Genomic DNA, 21,605 nt, shown 5'->3' with positions numbered 1-21,605 from the left:
GGGGGTGGATGTCGTGGTGTTGCCAGAGTCGGGCGAGGGCGGTCATGAGGGCGAAGCTGGTGGGTTGGACGACGTCGACGCGGTCGAGGGTGGGGGCGTTGGGGGTTTGGCGGATGACGTCGGTGAGTTTCCAGTCGCAGTAGGGGGCGAGGGCTTCTTCGATTTCGTGGATGGTGTGGGTGAAGACGGGGTCGGTGTCGAGGAGTCCGGCGCCCATGCCGGGCCATTGGGTGCCTTGGCCGGGGAAGACGAAGGCGAGTTTGCCGGTGGTGGTGGGGGTGCCGGTGACGAGGGAGCGGTCGGGGGTGTTGGTGGTCAGTGCGTCGAGTCCGCGCAGGAGTTCGGCGCGGTCGGACCCGATGACGACCGCACGCCGCTCCAGCCGGGTCCGTCGCAGCAGCGCGCCGCCGACCTCGGTGGGGGTCAGCTCCGGGTCGCGCTCCACGTGGTCCCGCAGCCGGCCGGCCAGTTCCGCCAGCGCGTCCGGGGTCTTCGCGGACAGCACCCACGGCACCACGGGCTCCGGGCCGTCGCCCTCCGCCGCGGTCGGTGACGGCTCCTCGGCGGGGGCCTCTTCGAGGATCACGTGGGCGTTCGTCCCGCTCACCCCGAACGCGGACACGCCGATCCGGCGCGGACGTCCGTCGCGGGGCCACTCGACGGCGTCCGTCAGCAGCCGGACCGTACCGGCGGACCAGTCCACGTGCGGGGTGGGCGCGTCGACGTGCAGCGTGCGGGGGAGCCGGTCATGGCGCATGGCCAGGATGGACTTGACGACTCCGGCGACTCCGGCGGCGGCCTGGGTGTGGCCGATGTTGGACTTCAACGAGCCGAGCCAGAGCGGGTGTTCGGGGTCGCGGTCCTTGCCGTACGTGTTGATCAGGGCCTGCGCCTCGATGGGGTCGCCCAGGGTGGTGCCGGTGCCGTGCGCCTCGACCGCGTCCACGTCGGCCGGACCGAGTCCGGCGTTGCCGAGGGCCTGGCGGATGACGCGCTGCTGGGAAGGGCCGTTGGGGGCGGTGAGGCCGTTGGAGGCGCCGTCCTGGTTGACGGCGGTGCCGCGCACGACGGCGAGCACGGTGTGTCCGTTGCGGCGGGCGTCGGAGAGGCGCTCCACCAGGACCACGGCGGCACCCTCGGCCCAGCCGGTCCCGTCGGCCGCCGCCGCGAACGGCTTGGGCCGGCCGTCGGGCGCGAGCCCCCGCTGCCGGGCGAACTCCACGAACGAGCCCGGCCGGCTCATCACGGCGACCCCGCCGACGAGCGCCAGGTCGGACTCGCCGGAGCGCAGCGACTGCGCGGCCAGGTGCAGTGCCACCAGCGAGGACGAGCAGGCCGTGTCCACCGTCACCGCCGGGCCCTCGAACCCGAAGGTGTACGCCACCCGGCCCGACACCACGCTGACCGCGGTCCCGGTGCTCTGGTACCCCTCGGTGTCCTCGACGGCCTGCGCCAGGCCCATGCCGTAGTCCTGGTTCATGGCGCCGGCGAACACCCCGGTCCGGCTGCCGCGCAGGTCCGTCACGTCGATGCTGGCCCGCTCGAACACCTCCCAGGAGGTCTCCAGGAACACGCGCTGCTGCGGATCCATCGCCAGCGCCTCGCGCGGGGAGATCCCGAAGAAGGCGGCGTCGAACCCGGCCGCGTCGGACAGGAAGCCGCCGTCGCGGACGTACGTCGTACCGCTCTGCTCGGGATCGGGGTCGTAGAGGTCCTCCAGGTTCCAGCCGCGGTCCGCGGGGAACGGCGTGATGCCGTCCAGCCCCTGGTCGACGAAGTCCCACAGCTCCTCGGGGCCGTTGATCCCGCCGGGCAGCCGGACGGCCATGCCGACGATCACGATCGGGTCGTCGTCCACCGGTACGGCGGCCAGCGCCGGGCTCTCCTCCGCCGCGGTGCCGGTGAGCTCGCCCAGCAGGAACCGGGCCACCGCGCCCGGTGTCGGACGGTCGAAGGCGAGCGTCGCGGGGAGGGCCAGACCCGTGGTCTCCACCAGCCGGTTCCGTAGCTGGACGGCCTGGACGGAGGTGAACCCCAGCTCCTTGAACGCCTTGTCCGGCGCCAGTCGCGACCGGGCCGCCCCGATGACCTCGGCCGCCACGGCGGACACGGTCGCCTCCAGCGTCTCCAGCCGGTCCGCCGCCGGCGACGCGGCCAGCCGGGCCCGCAGTTCCCCGGCACGGCCGGCGTCCGCCGCGACCTCGGTGGTGTCGATGAGCCCGCGCAACTCGGCGGGCACGGCGTCCTCGTGCGGGGCCGTGGTGTCCAGCTTCAGCGCGACGGCCGCGCTCTCGCCGGACAGCAGCGCGGAGTCGAGCACGGCGAGCAGCTCACGCCGGGTCAGGGTGCCCGTGCCCGCGACCGCGCCGGTCGCCTCCTCGGGGTGCTCGGCCCACGCCCCCACGGCCAGGGCCAGCGCCGCGCGGCCCCGCGCCGCGCGCCGCACGGCGACGGCCTCGGCGAGCGCGGCGACCGCCGCCTCCTCGGCCGGCCGGTGCCCGCCCAGCGGGGGCGGCGCCGGGGTGAGCAGCACGTAGCGGGCGTCCGCGGTGAGTTCGTCCAGCGCCGGCACGTCGGCCGCGACGGCCTCGGGCGGTCCCGAGACGGCGTGGACCACTGCGGCGACCGGGTGGCGTACCCCGGCCAGTGCCGTGTCCAGTGCGGCCCGGTCCCCGGGAGTGTGCCCGGCCACGGTCACCTTCGCCCGCGACGCCCGCAGCCCGGCGGCCAGTTCGGCGACCACCGGGTCGGCCTCGCCCTGCTCGGCGAGGAGCAGTACCCGTCGCAGGTGGTGCCCCGCCACGAGGTGGCGGGCGGCGGCGGCGCCCGCCGGGGTGCCGGCGCCGACGACCACCAGGGTGCCCGTGGGATCGAGGGGCCCGCCGGCGCGGGCGTCCACCGCCAGCCGCTCCAGGGCGGGTGCCAGCAGGCTGCCCGTGCGCACGGCCAGCCGTGCCCGGCCGGTGGCCAGCGCGGCGGGCAACAGCCGGCCGGTCGCGGCGTCCAGCGCGTCGCTGTCCACGTGCACGAGCCGGTCGCCGTACGCGCCGCCGAGCCCGCGCAGCAGCCCCGCCACGGCGGCCGACGCCGGATCGGGGGTCTCGTCCGGGCGGACCGGTACGGCGCCTCGGGTGACGACCAGCAGCCGCGCCTCGGCTCCGGCCCCGGCGGCCCAGTCGCGCACCCGCGCGGCCACGGTCCCGAGCAGTCCGGTGGGGTCGGCCGTCTCCTCGGCCGGTCCGCCCACCGTCAGCACCGTGACGTCCGCGACCGACTCCGCCTCGGGTGCCGTCCCGGCGCCGGCCGCCGCGATGCCCTCGGCCAGCGCCCCGGCCGCCTCTCCGGCCGTCGCCCAGCGGTACGGCGCGGGGGTGCCGGCCGCGGCCGGCGACGGGAGCGGGAGCCAGTCGGTGCGGAACAGGCTCTCGTGGTAGCCGCTGCCCGCGGCCCGCAGCCGGGCCGGCTCGTCGAGCAGGACCCGCCGGGTGACCTTGCCCGAGCGGGTGCGCGGGATCCGGGTCACCTCGTACAGCTCTTCGGGCACCTTGAAGTACGCGAGCCGTTCACGGCACGCGGCGAACAGCGCGTCGGTGTCGAACCCCTCCGGGCCCGGTACCAGGAAGGCGACGGGCACCTCGCCCAGGATGTCGTGGGGCCGGCCGGCCACGGCGACGTCGGCCACGCCCGGCACCGAGCGCAGCACCTCCTCGACCTCGCCGGGGTGGATGTTCTCGCCGCCCCGGATGATCAGGTCCTTGATGCGGCCGGAGACGGTGACGTAACCGGCCTCGTCCTGGCGCGCCAGGTCCCCGGTGCGGTACCAGCCGTCGCGCAGCGCCGCCGCGGTCTCCTCCGGCCGGTTGTGGTACCCCGCCATCACGTTGGGGCCGCTGACCCACACCTCGCCCTCCGCGCCGGCCGGCACGTCGCGCCCGGTCTCGGGGTCCACCAGCCGCACCCGCAGACCGGGTACCGGCAGGCCGCTGGAGCCCTCGACGCGGGCGCCCGTCGGCCAGTTGATGGTGATCGCCCCGCAGGTCTCGGTGGACCCGTAGGCGTCCAGCAGCGGTACGCCGAAGGTCTCCTCGAACGACGCGCGCAGCGCCCGTGTCGTCACCGCGCCGCCGACCAGTCCGGCCCGCAGGTGCGGTGCCCGCACGCCCTGCTGCCGCGCGGCCTGCACCAACTGGTGGTACATGGCGGGCACACCGGCGAGGAAGGTCGGCGACTCCTCGCGCAGCGCGGCGAGGATCTCGTCCGGGGCGTAGCCGTCGGTGATCCGGGCGGACGCCCCCACCGCGGTCACCGCGAGGACACCGGCGATGTGCGACAGGCTGTGGAACAGCGGCAGCGGCCACAGCACCCGGTCCTCCGCCGTCAGACCCGGCACCGGGACGTAGGCGGCGGCCACCGACCACAGGCAGTTGCGCTGCGTGGACAGCACGCCCTTGGGCTTCCCGGTGGTGCCGGACGTGTACAGCATCCAGGCCACCTCGTCGAGGCCGAGGCCGTCACGCGCGGGCGTCTCGGGCTCGGTGGTGGCCAGCGTCTCGAAGGCCACCGCACCGGCCGGGACCTGCGGACCCCCGGTGATCACGAGCCGGGGGAGGCCGCTCTCGCCCAGCACCCGCGCCAGCTGGTCGGCGTGGGCCGCGTCCGTGATGACCACGCGGGCCCCGCTGTCGTCGAGGAAGTACTCCAGTTCGGCGTCGGAGGAGTGCGGGTTCAGCGGCACCCCGATCGCGTCGGCCCGGGTGATCGCCAGATAGCTCTCCACCGTCTCGACCCGGTTGCCCAGGTAGATCGCCACCCGGTCGCCCGGGTGCACCCGCAGTGCGGCCAGATGACCGGCGATGCGCCGGGTGCGCAGGTCGAGTTCCGCGTACGTGACCCGGCGCCGGCCGTCGGCGAAGGCGGTCCGCCCGCCGCGTCGGGCGGCGTGTTCGGCGAGTATCTCGGGCAGCGGCCTGATCAGTTCCGTGCGCAGCATCCGGTATCACTCCTAGGCAAGGCGAGGCGCGCGTGAGAAGGCGGGGGACATCCCGGAACGGATCCGTGGGAGACCGTCCGCGCGGGGGGCGCTCGGGCGGGCGTCCGCGAAAGGGGGATCCGCGGGACGCGTCCGCGGGGGGCGTCCGTGAAAACGGCCGCGGGAGAGGTCCGCGGCAGAAGTCCGCGACACGATTCTGGCGGGTCCTCGGGCGGCCGGATCCCCTATCAAATCCCCTAGGACATCCCAGAGTTGACGACCGCCGACCCCGTACGGGTGCACACTTGTAACAGAGGACACGGAGATGGAACCATGGAGGCTACGGGAAGGAGCCGCACCATGCCCCAGACGAAGACCCGCCCCGCGGACGACATCGCGGTCGAGGCGTGCCCCGTGCGCGAGGTGCTGGACCGGGTGGCGGGCAAGTGGAGCATCCTGATCATCGTCGCCGCCGCCCGCGGACCGGTCCGCTTCACCGAACTGGAGCGGTCCATCGAGGGGATCAGCCGGCGCATGCTCACCCTGACCCTGCGCAACCTGGAGCGGGACGGCCTGCTCAGGCGCACCGTCTACGCGACGGTCCCGCCCCGCGTCGAGTACGAACTCACGGACATCGCAAGGGAACTGCACAAGTCCCTCCTCTCGCTGACGGACTGGGCCGAGCGGCACCGGGCGGCCATCTCGGAGGCGCGGACCGCCTATGACGCCGGGCGCCTGACCGAGGCGGGCTGAACCCGCCGCGACCGCCTGCGCAGCGGCGCCGTCCCCAGGTCGGCGGGGAGGTCCTTGCGCCGCTTGACGTCGAGCTTGCGGTAGACCCTGGTCAGGTGCTGTTCCACCGTGCTGGAGGTGACGTAGAGCTTCGCGGCGATCTCCCGGTTGGTGTAGCCGAGCACCGCGAGGTGGGCGACCCGCCGCTCCGACTCGGTGAGCTGCCGGGCGTCGGCGGGGCGCGGCTCGGGGGCGGCGGGTTCCGTCATGGCGAGCAGTTCGTCGCACAGCGGCACCGCAGCGCAGGACAAGGCCAGATGCCGCGCCCGGCGCAGCGTGGTCCGGGCCCGGGAACTGTCGCCCAGGGCGGAATGGGCCCGCCCCAGATCGGCCAGCACCCGCGCCTGTTCGTAGGCGTCGCCGCACTCCTCGAACAACTCGACGGCCTCCAGCAGCAGATGGGGCCGGCGCTCCGGCGCGCTCACCGCCGCCAGCATGCGCAGCGCCCGGCCCCGGCCGCTGCGGCCGGCCGCGTCGGACCGGGTGAGCTGCTCGCGCACCAGGCGGCGCGCCCGCTCCTCGTTGCCGAGCTGCAACCAGGCCTCGGCCGCGCCGGTCCGCCAGGGCACCAGGGCCGCCGTGTCCAGGCCCAGGGAGCGGGCGAGGTCCCCGCACGCCGCGAAGTCGGAGAGCGCCGCGTAGGAGCGCTGGGCGGCCAGGTGGTACCGGCCGCGGGCGTGCAGGTAGGAGAGGCCGTAGCGGGTGCCGAACATCGTCTCCGGCGGGGAGAACGCCTGGTGCCGCTCGGCCACCGCGAACTCTCCCGAACGGGCCGCCGCCAGGGTCAGCGTGCTCAGGGGGAGCCCGACGGCCACCCCCCAGGCGTGCGCGGGGAGCAGCGTCAGCGCCTCCTGGGCGCCGTGCAGTGCGCCGCTCAGGTCACCCCGGCGCAGCAGGGCCTCCGCCCGCAGGGCGCCGAACACCGCCCGCCGGGTCGGCTCCGGCCGGGCGTCCTGCCCGACGAGGGCGGCACACCGGTCGAGGACCACCTCCGGCAGGTCGGCGTCGAGCAGCCCCCACAGGGCCAGCGCGGCGCTCTCCTCGGCCCAGGCGGGGTTGCCGTGGGCCCGCAGGTCGCGCAGGCAGTGCTCCACCCAGTCCGCCCGCTCGGCCGTACGACCGCTGAGGAACAGCTCGCACAGCGCCGCCGCCACCGCCAGCCAAGGGTCGCCGCCGGACGCTCCGGCCGGCCCCCGGACCGCCGCCGGTCCGTCACCCGCGGCCCGCGGGAACGGGGACGCCCCCTGCCGCGCCAGCCGGGGATGGGTGAAGGCCAGCCAGGACTCCAGGGCGCGGGCGTCGGCCTCCGCCGCGGGGTCCTCGGGGGCCGCCGCGCGCAGCCGGGCGAGCACGGCGTCGGCGTCCTCGTCGCGGCCGTGCCAGAGCAACTGCCGTATCAGGCCCGGCAGTCGGTCGGTCGCCAGCCGGCCCGCCCGGGCCGCCGCCACCAGCGGGTCCAGGTGCCGCAGCACGGCCGAGGGGCTGAGCCGCCACTCGGCGTCGGCGAGCCGCTCCAGGGCGGCGGCGCGCTCGGCCGGGCCCGTGCTCGCGTCACCGGCCAGCTCGAAGAAGCGGACCGCGCGCTCGTACCGGCCCGCGAGCAGCTCCGCCTCCGCCGCCTCCGTCAGCACCGCCACCGCCCAGGGCTCCATCCGCTGCCGGGACTCGGCGAGATGGTGGGCCACGGCCGGCGCCGACTCGCCGAGCGCGTGCAGCAGCGAGGCGGCCCGCCGGTGCAGCGCCGAACGCTCGGGCCCGGAGAGGGTGGCCGCCACGGCCCGCTGGGCGGCCGGGTGCGGGAAGCGGCCGTCGCGCAGCACGCCCGCCGCCGTCATCCGGGACAGCTCGCGCTCCACCGCCCGGGTGCCCGACTCCGCCTCCAGCCCCGTGAGCCGGGCGATCCGCTCGGGGGTGGCGTGCTCGCCGAGCACGGCCAACACCCGGGCCACCGGCAGCAGTTCAGGGTCCCAGCGGCGCAGCAGGTCCACCACGGCGGCGCCGTACCCCTGCTCGGTGACCGGCTCGGGACCGCCCTGCCGCGCGTCCTCGACCAGGGCGTCGAGCAGCAGCGGGCTGCCGCCGCCGATGCGGTGCAACTCCTCGGCGAGACCGGGTCCGGCGGCCGGGTCGGCCAGCCGGTCCCGCACCAGCCGGGCGGTGCCCGCCGCGGACAGCGGTGCCACCCGCAGCCGCTCGGCCCGTGGATCTCCCAGGAGTTCGGCGATGAAGGGGGACACCACCTGGTCCTCGTCGCGCCGCCAGGTCGCCACCAGCAGCACCGGGGCGGCCCCCAGCCTGCGCGCGAGGTAGAGCAGCCCGCGCGCCGACTCCGGATCCGCGTGCTGGAGATCGTCCACGGCGACGACCAGCGGGGTGCGCGCCGCCGTCTTCAGGATCCACCGGCAGAACTCGTGGTAATCGGGCACCGGTTGCTCGGCCAGTTCGTCCGGGACCGGCAGGCTGTGCAGCAACTGGCTGAGCATGCTGCCCGCCAGCTCCCGCTCCAGCGGGGAACAGGCCGCCCGCAGCGCGCGCAGTCCCGCCCGCTCCGCGCCCTCGACCGCGCCGCGCAGCAGTGCCGTACGGCCGCTCGCCGCGACTCCCTCGATCAGCAGCACCCGGCCCCGTCCGGCCAGGGCTTCGCCGGTCAGGTGCCGCAGCCGCGCCTCGTGAGTCTCTCGCTCGTACAGATGCATGCCAACTCTCCAGAGCAGACCTGGCACTCGGTACCGGGGTGGCCGGGTCCGGGTGCCGTGGGAACCGTCGTCGTGGAAGGAGGCCCGGGCGGGGACGTGTGCGTCGCGCCGGGGTGGCTTCCGTGGCCCCCTCGCGACGCCGTTGTCGCGAGGGGTGGGTACTACGACGACTGTCAAACTACGGAGAGGTGGTGGGGGGTTCAACGGGGTCTGACCGCGGGGTTCGCCGCCGGTTACCGCACGGTGGGCCGACTCGCCGAGAGGCCCGCGGAGCACCGGTTACGCGGGTGACTTCTCCTCGTCCGGTCCGTGCAGCGGCAGCAGCAACCGGGCCTCCCCGGTGGGGGAGAGCTCGCGTGCCACGCCGAGGCAGTACCGGGCGGCGTCCGTCGCGCCCCGCTCGTGGGCCAGCCGGCCCGCCCGCACGAGCAGCGCGCAGGCCTCGGCGGACACGTCCCCGACGGGACCGCGTGCCGCCGTCATGTGCTGCACCGCCCTGCGGCAGTGGTGCGCCAGCACGGCCGGCGCGCGGGTCGGCCGCCGGGTCAGCCGGCGCGCCGCCTGGAGGTGCTTCGCCGCCCGCACTGCGTGCGGCAGCCGTGAGTAGGCGACCTCGCCGACGATCCCGTGCGCGAACTCGTACTCCACCGCGTCCAGTTCGGGGCAGCGCCGGCAGCGCCGCAGGAACCCGCGCCGCTCCAGGGCGGTGAGCGGCTCCCGGACCCGGGCGGGCCCGTGCCGCTCCTCCGGGTCGCTCAGCGCGGCGATCTCCCGGTCCAGGAACCGGCCGCCGAACACCGAGGCGTCGTAGAGCAGCGCCCGCTCCGCCGCCGGCAGGGTGTCGATGCGGGCCGAGACGACGTGGTGCACCAGGGCCGGCACCGGGACCGCGCCGTCCGGGCGGCGGGCGTCGGCGTCCCGCCGCGGCAGGACCGGCTGCGGCCCGGCCGCCAGCGCGCGGGCGTACTCGGTCAGGAACAGCGGGTTGCCGCCCGCCTGTTCGGCCAGCGCCGCGTGCGTCCGCGCGGTCCGCCGGTCGGCGGGGCCCGGGAGGAGGTCGCCCAGCAGGGCGTCGACCGCCTCGCGCGGCAGCGGGTCCAGGGTCAGGGTGGTGGCGTTGCGCCGGCCGCCGGTCCAGTAGGCGGCGCGGTCCGCCAGCTCAGGCCGCGCCGTCACCACGACCAGCAGGGGCAGGTCGCCCACGGTCTCCGGCAGCTCGCCGACGAGCCGGAGCAGCGTGTCGTCCGCCCGGTGCAGGTCCTCCAGGACGACCACGAGCGGCTCCCGGACGGCCAGTTCCTCGACCAGCCGGCGCCAGGCGGCGAGTCCGGCGCCGTCACCGGCGGGCGGCGGCCGGCGCCCGGCGTCGGCCGGGGGCGCGAGCAGCCGGCGCAGTCCCTCGGCCAGCCGTTCGGAGGTCCGCCCGGTACCGGTCAGCCCGGTCACCGCCGCCCGCAGCGCGCGGTCCTGCCGCAGGGCGTCGTCCTCCTCGGCGACACCCGCGTACGCGCGGACGACGTCCACGAGCGGGGCGTACGGGTCCTCCGGCTCCGGTGCCCGGTGACCGAGCAGGCAGCGCGGCCCGGCCTCGGCGGACAGCAGGCGCTCGAACTCGCGTACCAGCCGGGTCCTGCCGATGCCCGCCTCGCCCAGCACGGTCACCAGGTGCGGGCGCCGGTCGCGCGCCGCCTGCCGCGCCCACCAGTCCAGTTGCCGCAGCTCGCGCTCCCGCCCGGCGAACGGGGGCCCGGCCCGGCGGGTGTCGCCCGCCGGCAGCGGCACGAGCACGTCGTGTCCGCCGGCGGGCGTGCCGGACGCCTGGCAGCGGACCTGCCCCGCGGTCAGGGCGCGGGTGGCGTCGCAGATCCGGACCGTGCCCGGGACGGCGTCGAACAGCAGGTCGAGCCAGGTGCCCGGCAGCGGCCCGGTGACCTCGGCGTCCTGCGAGCCCCCGGGCGGCCCGGACACCGGGGCGACCAGCACCTCCCCGGAGGTGACGGCGACCCGCAGTCGTACCTCCGGGTCCGCGTGCCCGGCGATCCGCAGCGCCGCCCGGACGGCCCGGAGCGCGTCGTCCTCCCGCGTCCGCGCGGCCCCGAACACGCACAGCGCGACCGGGCCGAGGCAGCCCTGCGGGCGCCCGCCGAGCCCCGCGGCGTGGTCGCGCACCAGAGACCGCACCTCCTCCAGCAACCGCTCGGCCACCTCCGGGGGAGTGCCGGCGTCCACCACGTCGGCGCGGACGAACAGCGCCGTCACCCGCCTCAGTTCGGCGGTGCCGCCAGGCGAACCCGCGGCGCTCCCGACCGGCCCGAGGGGGCCGCGCTGCGACGCGGTCTCCCCGTCCGGGGGCGCGGAGCCGTGCCGCGCCGCAGTGCCGGGCGCCGGGCGCCCCGGCGGACCGTCGTCCGATCCGGCCGCCGGGTCCTGCGCCGGGGGGCCGCCCGGCCGGCGGCCGATCACCGGCTGCCGGCCGGACGACGGCCTTCGCGGCGGGCCGCCCGAGGAGGCGAGCCCGGGGTCGTGGTCGAGGATCGCCCGCTCCAGCTCGCGCAGTTCGGGGCTCGGATCGAGCCCCAGCTCCTCGACCAGCGCGGTACGGGTACGGCGGTACACCTCCAGCGCGTCGGCCTGCCGCCCCGCGCGGTACAGGGCCAGCATCAGCTGCCGGGACAGCCGCTCCCGCCGGGGCTCGGCGCTGACGACGGCCTCCAGCTCACCGAGGACGGCGAGGTGGCGGCCGGCCGCCAGCGCGGCTTCCATCCGGTTTTCCAGCACCGCGAACCGCTCGTTCTCCAGCGCCGTGAGCTCGGGCCAGTCGTAGCCGCCCGCGGCGAGATCGGCCAGCGCCGGGCCCCGCCACAGCTCCAGCGCCCGGCGCAGATGCCCCTCGGCCTCGTCCCACTGCCCGAGCGCCAGCGCCCGCTGCCCGCGCCCGGACAGCTCCCGGAACTCGCACAGGTCGATCGCGGCCGGATCCGCGCGGAGCACATAGCCGGGCGCATGGGTGACCAGCACCTGGGCCCCCTGCCGGGAGATGCCGTCGCCCAGCGCCCGGCGCAGGCCGGAGACCGCGTTCTGCAGGATCTTGCGTGCCGTCGGCGGCGGCTCCTCGCCCCACAGCGCCCGCAGCAACTGCCCCGTGGAGACGACGGTGTTCGCGTGCAGCAGGAGGTGACCGAGGGTCGCCCGCCGGCTGATCCCGCCCAGCGGGAGCGGTACGTCGTCGCGGAACACGTGCAGCGGGCCGAGCACACGGAACCTCATCTGGCATCGGACCCAACGGACGAAGCGGGCGTGCGCGTTTCGATATCCACCATGCCGGCGCGCTCCTTGGGGGAAAACGCTCTGCGAAGCGACTGTAGCTGGCGCCAGTTGCTTCATCAACGGCTTCGGAATTCGAACCGCGGGGGCGACCGCGCGGCCCGGAGCTGGGTACTTTTCCGGGAATTTTCCGACGGCTGACATCCGGCTGACATTCAGCCGAGGTGCCGTTGAGTTCTCACTGAGGTTTCCCGGAGGAATGCGCGCTCAATTCGGTGGACGGCGCGCACAGTTCGGCCAGCTCGCCGGGTTTGTGGACCACGAAGTCGGGACGGGCGGCGAGCAGCGTCGGCTCGTCGGTCTCGCCCCACAGGGCGGCCACCGCCCCCACCCCCGCGCCGCGGGCCGCGGCCAGGTCCGTCACCGCGTCGCCGACCATGATCGCGTCGTCCGCCCGGACGTCCAGCAGTTCCAGCGCGCGCAGCACGATGTCGGGCGCCGGCTTGGCCCGCGGGACCTCGTCGGAGCCGATGATGTGGTCGAACAGGTGGGCCACGCCGAGCCCTTCCAGCAGGGCGCGCGCCCGCCAGCCCGCCTTGCCGGTCGCCACGGCCAGCCCGAGCCCCTGGTCCCGCAGCCCGTGCAGCAGCTCGTCCACCCCGGGGAACAGCGGGACCTGGCCGGCCAGCCGGGTGCTCTCCCTGACGAAGGGGCCCTCCATCTCCGGCGGCAGCCCCATGATGCGCATGATGTCCGGGAAGTAGCGGCCGAGATGCCGGTTGTACTCCTCGAACGGCGGCTCGCCCGATCCGACCACCTCCCGGTAGGCGAAGGTGAAGGCCTGCCGCATCACCTCGAAGCTGTCGACCAGGACGCCGTCCAGGTCGAAGACCACGGCCCGCGGCGGCCGGGCCCGCCCCGGTACGGGACGCGGCGTGGCCGGGGCAGGGGCCGGGACGGCGGCCGAGGCGTACAGGCGCTCGACGGCGTCGACCGTGCGGCGCGCGTCCGCGATCGCCGCCCCCCGGCAGGCCGGGTCGGCCCAGCGCGCCGCCAGATCGTCCAGCAGCCGGTCGTACTCGGCGCCGATGCGCTCCTGCGCGACCGGCACCGTGGTCACCTCGCCGCGCCGGGTCACGGTCAGCACCGGCTGCCCCAGCCGATCGGGGCTGAAGCCGAAGGTGCAGGTCAGTTCGAGGGTGCCGGTGCTGCCCTCGACCACCACCCGCGTGATGTCGCTCGGCTGGTGCGAGGCCCAGCTCGCGGTCAGCGCCACCGACACCCCCTCCCGGGTGACGAGGAAGCCGCGCGCGGTGTCCTCCACGTCGCCCGCGCCGCCGGCGGCCGCCTCCCGGCGCCAGCCGGCCCGCAGCCCGGGGTCGTTGATGAAGTCGTCGGACACCGAACCGGCCACCTGCCCGAACGGCTCCGGCGGCAGCAGCGGCGCCACCACGTCGAGCAGGTGCCAGCCCAGGTCGACCAGCGCGCCGCCGCCGGACAGCCGCCGCCGGGTGAACCAGCCGGCCCCGTCCGGGATGCCCCGGGCCCGGATCCAGCTCGCGGACACGTGCCGTATCCCGCCCACGGTGCCGGCCAGTTCCAGCAATGCCCGGACGTCGGCGCGGAACCGCGCCGCGCTGCCGGCCAGCAGGACCGCGCCGCCGGCGGCCTCGGCGGCGGCCAGCCGGTCGGCCTCGGCCGGGGTCAGGCACACCGGCTTCTCCACGAACACCGGGACACCCGCCCGCAGCAGGTCCTCCGCCACGGCGGCGTGCAGATGGTTCGGGACCGCGACGACCGCGAGGTCCACCGACCCCGGCGGCAGCTCGGCCACCGAGGCGAACACCGGGAACCCGTCCGCCGAGACGGCGGCCCGGGCGGCCGGGTCCGGATCGACGACGGCCGCGACGGCGAACTCCTCGTGCGCCACGAGCCGGGGGAGCCAGATCGAACGAGCCGCCCAGCCCGCGCCGATGACGGCCACCCGCGGCGTGCGCCCACCCTGCCCGGTCATACCGCGGCCAGGGTGTCGGCGAGGATCTCGGCGATCTGGTGCATCTGCCGCTCGCTGCCGAGCAGCGTACGGTGGTGCAGCCAGACGGTGTCGGTGTAGACCGCCTCCGTGACGGGGCAGCGGGCGGCCAGCTCCTCCACCGACAGCTCGGGGGCGCCGGTCTCCCAGAAGCCGGGGCAGCGGTACAGGGCGCGGAACGCCGCGAACGCGGGCACGCCCCGCTCGACCAGGGCGTCGACCAGCCGGTTGCGGCGCTCCTCGGTGATGCCCGGGACGCGGAACATCATCATGTAGTGCGGGTCCCGGTCGCAGCGCTCGTCCCGGCTCTGGGGCACGACCCCGTCGATCTCGCCGAGCAGCCGCGACAGCAGGGGCGCCCGCTCCTCGCGCAGGGTGATCTGGTCGTCGAGCCGGCCGAGCTGGGCCCGGAGCACGGCGGCGGAGAACTCGTTCATCCGGAAGTTGGAGCCGGACGTCTGGTGGAAGTAGCCGCGGTCGGCGGCCGGGCGCCCGCAGCTGTGGCGCAGGAACGCCGCCTCGTACTGGTGCTGTTCGGGGAAGGTGACGGCGCCGCCCTCGCCGGCCGTCATGAGCTTGCCGTTCTGGAAGCTGAACGCGGCGACCGAGCCCAGCTCGCCGATCCGCCGGCCCTGCCAGCGGGCCCCGTGGGCGTGGGCGGCGTCCTGGATCAGCGGTACCCCGCTGTCGGCGGAGAGCTTCGCCAGGGTGTCCATGTCGGCGACCTGCCCGGCCATGTGCACCGGCATGATCGCGGTGGTCCGGGGGCCGATCGCGCGCTCGGCGGCGGCCGGATCGATGCACAGGGTGCCCGGATCGATGTCGACCGGCACCGCGACGGCGCCCAGCCGCTGGGCCGCCTGCGAGGAGGAGATGAAGGTGAAGGCCGGCACGATCACCTCCGAGCCCGGCCCCACGCCGAGCACCTGGAGGGCGAGTTCCAGGGCGTGCGTTCCGTTCGTCACGGCCAGGGTGTGGTCGGCGCCGTGGTAGGCCCCGAACTCCTCCTCGAACGCGGTGACCTCACCGCCCCCCATGCGCCACCACTGGCCCTGCTCCAGCGCGCGCGTGAGTCCCGCGCGTTCGGTGTCGTCGAACTGCGGCCACTCCGGGAATTCCGGAATCTCTCGGGAAACGCTCACGGTCCCTGTCCTTCTGCTCGTTGGGGAAGCGTCCAACAGGACGCTATCCGGCACGTTCTCCGCCGTTCATCCCCTAGCACCCCCCTGAATCCAGAAGGCATTTCCACAGTTGTGGCTCCGTACCGGTGCCCGTCGGAATGCCGGACCGGAACAATCGCGTCGAAGGGTGAGGACGGAAAAACCTCTCACGGAAAAGGTGATGTCATGAGTCGGCTGCTGCTGGTCAACGGCCCGAATCTGGGAATTCTCGGGCGCCGCCAGCCGGAGATCTACGGAACCGACACCCTCGCCGACATCGAGAAGGCGGTCGCCGAGGAGATCGCGGGACGGGGCTGGAGCCTGACGAGCGTCCAGGACGACTCGGAGGGGGTTCTCGTGCACGCCGTCAACGAGCACCCGGACACGGTCGGCGCCATCGTCAACCCCGGGGCGCTGATGATGGCGGGCTGGAGCCTGCGGGACGCGCTCGCCGCGTATCCGCACCCGTGGATCGAGGTGCACATCTCGAACATCTACGGCCGTGAGCGGTTCCGGCACGAGTCGATCCTGGCGCCGCTCGCCTGGGGCGTGGTGGCCGGCCTGGGCACCCACGGCTACCGCCTGGCGGCGCGGGCCCTGCTGGACCGGGCGGCGGGCGAGCGTTAGGGCGTGTTGCGCACCACGGAACGCGGCGTCGCCGCCACCCGGTCACCCGGGGGCGGCGACGCCGCGGCGTGCCCACCTCAGTCGCGTGGCATCTCCGCCAGGCAGTCCCGCACGGCCTCCTCCGGCACATCGCGCACCAGCTCGGCCCCCGACGGCCCGTCGAGCACGAAGGCGAGCCGCCCCGGCGCCGACCCCGAGGCCTTCTTGTCCAGCCGCATCAAACCGATCAGCGCGTCCACGTCCGCGCCGCGCGGCAGCCGCCACGGCAGCCCGTAGTGCCGGACCACGTCGAGGTGTTCGTCCACCCGGGCCCGGCCGATCCGGCCCAGCGCGCCCGCCAGCCGGCCCGCGAACACCGTCCCGACGGCCACCGCCTCGCCGTGCCGCAGCCCGAACCCGGTCTCCGTCTCCAGGGCGTGGGCCAGCGTGTGGCCGTAGTTCAGCAGGTGCCGCGGTCCCGTGTCGCGTTCGTCCGCCGAGACGATCTGGGCCTTGCGCCGCACGCTCGCCGTGATCTGCTCGACCGTGGACAGCCCGCGCAGGTCACCGGCGCCGATGAAGTGGCAGCGGGCGATCTCGCCGTAGCCGTTGAGCCGTTCGCGTTCGGGCAGCGTGCGCAGGTAGTCGGTGTCGCACAGCACCGCCTTCGGCTGCCAGTAGGTGCCCACCAGGTTCTTGCCCTCGGGCAGGTTGACGGCCGTCTTGCCGCCGGTGCTGGCGTCCACCTGGGCCAGCAGGGAGGTGGGCAGATGGATCACCGGTACGCCACGGTGGTACAGCGCGGCCGCCAGCCCGACCGTGTCGGTGGTGGTGCCGCCGCCGCAGGAGACCACGACGTCCTCACGGCCGAGACCGGCGTCGGCGAACTGCCGGCACAGCGCGCCGACCGTCGCCAGCGTCTTGTGCGCCTCCCCGTCCGCGGCCTCGATCAGCCGGTACGGCACCCCCGGATCCGGGACCAGACCGGCGGGCCGGGCCGAGACGACCACGGCGCGCGACGCGCCCAGCCGGGCCACGTGCTCCGCCAGCAACTCCCGTACGCCCGACCCGATATGGACGTCGTACGACCGCTCGCCGAGCTCCACCCGCACCCGCCGCGCGGACTCGTGCCCGGTACCGTCCGCCGCGCTCCGCGTCCCCCGGTTCACAGCCGGTCCCCGGAAGCCGCGACGGGCACGCGCGCGGCGCGGCGCAGGATCTCGCCGCGGACGGTGAGCGCCGCGGCGGCGCTCGGGCCCGCGGGGATGCCGAGGCGGTCGTGGGCCGCCTCGGTCTGGTGGAAGAGCAGGTACGGCTCGGGCAGCCCTTGTCCCGGGCGCTGGCCGCGGATCGTCCGCCGGGTGCGGTGCAGATACGCCTCCAGGGGCGCCGGCGCCGCCTGCTCACCGTGCTCCGGGACCGGACCGGCCCCCGCGGCCAGGGCCACCCGCTGCCGGGGCGACAGCCCGGCCGACCAGCGCTGCCAGCACTGGAACAGGAACGCCGGCCGGGACGCCTCGGGCAGCAGCCCGGCCACGCCGCGCAGATGGGCCACGCCCAGGGCGAGCGCCTCCCGCGGGCCGGGATCGTCGACGTGCCGCACCGCCAGGGCGAACTCGCTGGCCACGGCCGCCAGTTCGTCCCGCACGTCCCGCTCGCTCTCGTGCGGATGGCGCACCGGGCGGGTCACGGTCCGCGCCGCCGACGGCGTCCAGCCCGCGTCCGGCTCGGCCCGCAGCACGTCGGCCACGGCGTCCCGGGTGGCGGGCCGGGCGTCGAGCCACAGGTCCACCGACCGGCCCGTCGGCTCGTCGGTCCGGGAGAAGAAGAAGCACGCTTCCGGGTCGCCGGACCGCACCAGCCGTGCCACGCGTGGCACCACGGCGGGCAGGCCCGAAGGCGCGTCGGAGCCGCCGTACAGGGAGACGAACAGCCATTGCCGTGCCATAGCGGTATCCACCTCGGTCATCTCGGTCGACTCGACCGTCGCGGGACAGTCCGGTCCTGATCCGCCGCCGACGGTAATGATCCGCGCGCCGCACCCGCAATCGACGACCCGTGATTCCAGGGGCTCCCCGGGAAATTGAGGGAGTTGATAGGGGTACGGCTAGGGGATCTCCCGCGCGTTCCAATGGCACCGTGAATCCGACTCTTTACGAGCGACCGACTCTTTCCCAGCGATCGACCGAAGAACTCCCCGGACCGTCCCAGAAGCTGGCCGGGAGAATCTCCGAGGCGCTGCGCCGTCCCGCGGCCCAGCAGCCACCATGGCCCGACCCCGAGCAGGTGCGGTCGGTCTCCGCCTTCCTGGCGAGCCTGCCGCCGCTCGTCACGCCGGACGAGATCCGGGGGCTGCGCGCACGGATGGCGCGGGTCGCCCGGGGGGAGGCGTTCCTCCTCCAGGGCGGCGACTGCGCCGAGACCTTCGCCGGTGCCACACCGGCGCACATCGGCGCGAACGCCGTGACGCTGCTGCGCATGGCGGCCGTGCTGGCGGAGGGCTCCGGGCTGCCGGTGGTACCGGTGGGCCGGCTCGCCGGCCAGTACGCCAAGCCGCGCTCCGACGGCGTGGACGGCCTCGGCCTGCCGGTGTACCGGGGCGACATCGTCAACTCCGCCGCCCCCGATCCCGAGGCCCGCGTCCCGGATCCGGTGCGCATGACCGAGGCGTACCGCACCGCCCGCGACACGCTCGCCCTGCTGCGCACCGGCCGTTTCAGCGGGATCCACACCAGCCACGAGGCGTTGCTGCTGGACTACGAACGCCCGCTGCTGGCCGTGGATCCGGGCGACGGGCGACTGTACGGCGGCTCGGCGCACTTCCTGTGGATCGGCGAGCGCACCCGTCAACTCGACGGGGCCCACGTGGCGTTCGCCGAGCTGCTCGCCAACCCGGTGGGCGTGAAGCTCGGTCCGGACATCACTCCTGCGCTGGCGGCCGAGTACGCCGAGCGGCTCGACCCCCGGGCGGAGCCGGGCCGGCTCACCCTGATCAGCCGGATGGGCAGCGCCCGGGTGCGGGACGTGCTGCCCGCGGTCGTGGAGCGGGTCGCCGCCACCGGACGCCAGGTGGTGTGGAGTTGCGACCCGATGCACGGGAACACCCGTACCTCCTCCCTCGGTTACAAGACCCGGCACGTCGACGACATCGCCGACGAACTCGAAGGCTTCTTCGAGGTGCACCGCGCGCTCGGCACCCATCCCGGAGGCGTGCACCTGGAGTTCACCGGGGACCGGGTGACGGAATGCCTGGGCGGTCCGGGCGAGGTCACCGAGCACGAACTCGGCGGCCGGTACGAAAGCACCTGCGACCCCCGGCTCAACGTCGAACAGGCACTGGAAATCGCCCGCCTGACCGCGGAGCTGTGCCGTCGCTGAAAAGGCACATTCATGTGCCCGTGACAGGAACATCCATGTGCCCGTGTCACAGGAAAGTGCCTTCTTCCGCACTTGCCTTGGGGCACGCATCATGGCTTCTGTAACAAACAATGCCCTATTGGAGGCGAATCGGAAATGGGCCAGCCCGCCCCCCGAACAAACCGTTCCCCCTGGCTGACCATCGCCGTGCTCTGCGTCGGCCAGATGATGATCGTCATCGACCAGAACATCGTGAACGTGGCACTGCCGGCCGTCCAGCGCGGTCTCGGCATCTCCGCCGAGAACCTCGTCTGGGTGGTGAACGCGTATGTCATCCCCTTCGGCGGTCTGCTGCTGCTCGCCGGGCGGCTCGGTGACCTGATCGGCCGTAAGACGATCTTCCTGACCGGTATCGCGCTGTTCTCCGCGGCCTCCCTGCTGTGCGGCTTCGCCGGAAACGAGGCGTCCCTCATCGGATTCCGCTTCGTGCAGGGTGTCGGCGGTGCGATCGCGTCCGCCTGCATCCTCGGCATGGTCGCGACCATGTTCTCGGAGCCCCGCAAGCAGGCCCAGGCGATCGGCGCGTACAGCTTCGCCTCCGCCGGCGGCGGCGCGGTGGGACCGCTGCTCGGCGGTGTCCTCACCCAGTACCTCAACTGGCACTGGATCTTCTTCATCAACGCGCCGATCGGCGCCGTGCTCGTCCTGACCGGGCTGCGCGCGGTCCCGAAGGAGCGCGGTCAGGGTCTCGGCAAGGGCACCGACTTCCTCGGCGCGCTGCTGGTCACGGCCGGCATGATGCTCCTCGTCTACACCATCGTGGACGCCGAGCGGGTCGGCTGGGGGGCCGCGCAGACGCTGATCCTCGGCCCGCTGTCGATCCTGCTGCTGGCCGGCTTCGTCGTCCGCCAGGCCACGGTGGCCCAGCCCCTGCTGCCGCTGCGGATCTTCGGCTCGCGGAGCCTGACCGCGGCGAACATCGTCCAGTTCATGATGATCGCCGGCATGTTCGGCCTGCTCTTCTTCGGCACCCTGTACGTCCAGCGGGTGCTCGGCTACGGCCCGCTCCAGGCCGGTCTGGGCTTCGTGCCCATCGCGGTGGTCATCGCGGCGGTCTCCCTCGGCCTGTCGGCACGGCTGATCACCCGGTTCGGCCAGCGGCCCATGCTGTTCACCGGGCTCGTCCTGATCGTGGCCGCCTTCGTCCTGCTCTCCTTCGCCCGTGTGGACGGCACCTACGTCGCCGACTTCCTGCCCGCCAGCCTCGTCATGGGGCTCGGCTTCGGCCTGGCGGCGCCCGCCATGATGGGCCTCGGCATGGCCGCCGTGACGCCCGAGGAGTCGGGCATCGCCTCCGGCCTGTTCAACACCACGCAGCAGATCGGCGGGGCGATCGGCCTCACCGTGCTCAGCGCGTTCGTCACCTCCCGCACCGACAGCCTGAAGAACGCGGGGCACAGCGAGGCGTCCGCGCTGGTCGGCGGCTACCACGTGGCCTTCCTGCTGGCGGCCGGTTTCGTCGCCGTCGCCCTGGTCATCGGTGCCGTCATGCTGCGGGCCACCGGACAGCAGACGGAGCGGGCGCAGGCCGACGCGCCGGCCGAGCCCGACGTGGCGGTCTCGTAGCGAGGCGTCCCAGGGATCGCACGCCCGAGCGGCGGAGCCCGGCCCCAGGCCGGACTCCGCCGCTCGGGCGTGCGACGAACGCGCCCCGCACCCGCGGGGCGCGCCCGCGCTCATCCGCCGTACGGTCCGCCGGGCGCCCCCCGCCCCAGACGCCCGACCGCGTCGCGGATCGTCGCGAGCACCGGGCGCATCTGGTCCTCCAGGTAGAAGTGGCCGCCGGGGAAGGTGTGCACCTCGAAGGGGCCCGTGGTGTGGGCGCGCCAGGCCCCCGCCTCCTCGGGGCTGGTGTGCGGGTCGCCGTCCCCGGTGAGCACGACGAGCGGCGCGCCGATCCGGGCGTCCTCGCCCTGCCGGTAGCGGGCCACGGCGCGGTAGTCGCTGCGCAGCGCGGGCAGCACCATGCCGAGCAGCTCCGGATCCGAGAGGACGCGGGCGTCGGTGCCGCCGAGGGCCCGGATGTCCGCGACGATCGACGCGTCGTTGTGCGGGACGTCCCCGCCCCGCACCCGGCTGGGCGCCCGGCGCCCGGACACGAACAGGACGACGGGCCCGCCGCCGTCCCGTTCCATCAGCCGCGCCACCTCGAAGGCCACGAGCGCGCCCATGCTGTGGCCGAACAGGGCGACCGGCCGGCCGTGCGCGCCGGTACCGGCCTCGGCCAGCGCCGCGTGCGCCTGCCGGGCGAGTTCCGGGATGTCGTCGATGCCGGCGAGGTGCCGGCGTTCCTGACGCCCCGGATACTGCACGGCCATCACCTCGAAGGCCGGGGACAGCGCCGCCGACACCGGGGCGAAGTACGGCGCGGAACCGCCCGCGTGCGGAAAGCACACGAGTTCGACGGCGTCCTCGGCGGCCCGGTGATAACGGCGTATCCACTGGTCGGAAACGGAAGTTGGAGAAGGCATGGGTGTCCTTTCCCGGACGGATCACATCACCGTCAACGTGACAGAGGAGGGGAAGCCGGACAACCCCAGACCGCCCCCTTTCCAGGGCCGTCCAGAGGGATTTCCGGGGATTCTCCGGAATGTTTTCCGGGGTCGGTGTCCCGAGGTCAGGGGAGGGTTAGGGGTTCTCCGCCGGAAGGCGTGCTCATTACCTTTTCG

12 protein-coding genes are annotated in these 21,605 nt (G+C 74.7%); 4 read left to right on the top strand and 8 right to left on the bottom strand.

What is annotated here, in order from left to right:
• The coding region (locus AB0927_RS25265; RefSeq protein ID WP_366669982.1) for an AMP-binding protein at positions 1-4,990 on the bottom strand (4,990 nt) is incomplete at its 3' end.
• Between the two features lie 339 nt (positions 4,991-5,329).
• Here AB0927_RS25265 and AB0927_RS25260 point away from each other — a divergent pair.
• The gene (locus AB0927_RS25260) at positions 5,330-5,722 is read left to right on the top strand and encodes a helix-turn-helix domain-containing protein (RefSeq protein WP_366669981.1); all 393 of its coding nucleotides are present in this window, start codon (positions 5,330-5,332) and stop codon (positions 5,720-5,722) included.
• On the opposite strand, the gene AB0927_RS25255 is transcribed toward AB0927_RS25260, so the two are convergent.
• The 4 genes from AB0927_RS25255 to AB0927_RS25240 form a co-directional block, all read right to left on the bottom strand.
• Positions 5,689-8,457 carry an AAA family ATPase gene (locus tag AB0927_RS25255; RefSeq protein ID WP_366669980.1) on the bottom strand — a complete coding sequence of 923 codons (2,769 nt, stop codon included), beginning with the start codon at positions 8,455-8,457 and terminating at the stop codon, positions 5,689-5,691. The two genes, AB0927_RS25260 and AB0927_RS25255, sit on opposite strands and share 34 nt — an antisense overlap.
• A gap of 279 nt (positions 8,458-8,736) precedes the next feature.
• Positions 8,737-11,724, bottom strand: coding sequence for a BTAD domain-containing putative transcriptional regulator (locus AB0927_RS25250; protein ID WP_366669979.1), 2,988 nt, complete (start codon positions 11,722-11,724; stop codon positions 8,737-8,739).
• A gap of 235 nt (positions 11,725-11,959) precedes the next feature.
• Positions 11,960-13,735: an HAD-IA family hydrolase gene (locus tag AB0927_RS25245; protein WP_366669978.1), complete on the bottom strand. Its 1,776-nt coding sequence runs from the start codon at positions 13,733-13,735 to the stop codon at positions 11,960-11,962.
• The gene (locus AB0927_RS25240) at positions 13,732-14,895 is read right to left on the bottom strand and encodes a DegT/DnrJ/EryC1/StrS family aminotransferase (RefSeq protein ID WP_366669977.1); all 1,164 of its coding nucleotides are present in this window, start codon (positions 14,893-14,895) and stop codon (positions 13,732-13,734) included. Before AB0927_RS25240 ends, AB0927_RS25245 begins: the two co-directional genes overlap by 4 nt.
• Positions 14,896-15,099: 204 nt before the next feature.
• Here AB0927_RS25240 and AB0927_RS25235 point away from each other — a divergent pair, with 204 nt between their 5' ends.
• Positions 15,100-15,540 carry a type II 3-dehydroquinate dehydratase gene (locus tag AB0927_RS25235; RefSeq protein WP_366669976.1) on the top strand — a complete coding sequence of 147 codons (441 nt, stop codon included), beginning with the start codon at positions 15,100-15,102 and terminating at the stop codon, positions 15,538-15,540.
• Positions 15,541-15,617: 77 nt separating this feature from the next.
• On the opposite strand, the gene AB0927_RS25230 is transcribed toward AB0927_RS25235, so the two are convergent.
• Both AB0927_RS25230 and AB0927_RS25225 read right to left on the bottom strand, forming a co-directional pair.
• A complete protein-coding gene (locus tag AB0927_RS25230) occupies positions 15,618-16,688 on the bottom strand; it encodes a 3-dehydroquinate synthase family protein (protein WP_366669975.1) in 1,071 nt (356 codons plus the stop codon).
• Positions 16,685-17,467, bottom strand: coding sequence for a hypothetical protein (locus AB0927_RS25225; protein ID WP_366669974.1), 783 nt, complete (start codon positions 17,465-17,467; stop codon positions 16,685-16,687). The genes AB0927_RS25230 and AB0927_RS25225 overlap by 4 nt, the downstream gene beginning before the upstream one ends.
• A gap of 266 nt (positions 17,468-17,733) precedes the next feature.
• Here AB0927_RS25225 and AB0927_RS25220 point away from each other — a divergent pair, with 266 nt between their 5' ends.
• The gene (locus AB0927_RS25220) at positions 17,734-18,897 is read left to right on the top strand and encodes a 3-deoxy-7-phosphoheptulonate synthase class II (protein WP_366669986.1); all 1,164 of its coding nucleotides are present in this window, start codon (positions 17,734-17,736) and stop codon (positions 18,895-18,897) included.
• Between the two features lie 135 nt (positions 18,898-19,032).
• Positions 19,033-20,502 carry an MFS transporter gene (locus tag AB0927_RS25215; RefSeq protein WP_366669973.1) on the top strand — a complete coding sequence of 490 codons (1,470 nt, stop codon included), beginning with the start codon at positions 19,033-19,035 and terminating at the stop codon, positions 20,500-20,502.
• A gap of 110 nt (positions 20,503-20,612) precedes the next feature.
• On the opposite strand, the gene AB0927_RS25210 is transcribed toward AB0927_RS25215, so the two are convergent.
• Positions 20,613-21,407, bottom strand: coding sequence for an alpha/beta fold hydrolase (locus AB0927_RS25210; protein ID WP_366669972.1), 795 nt, complete (start codon positions 21,405-21,407; stop codon positions 20,613-20,615).
• Positions 21,408-21,605 lie beyond the last annotated feature (198 nt).

It is taken from the genome of Streptomyces sp. NPDC048106, assembly GCF_040706415.1.
In the GTDB taxonomy this organism is placed as follows: Bacteria; Actinomycetota; Actinomycetes; order Streptomycetales; family Streptomycetaceae; genus Streptomyces.
This window is presented reverse-complemented; position numbering and strand designations above follow the sequence as displayed.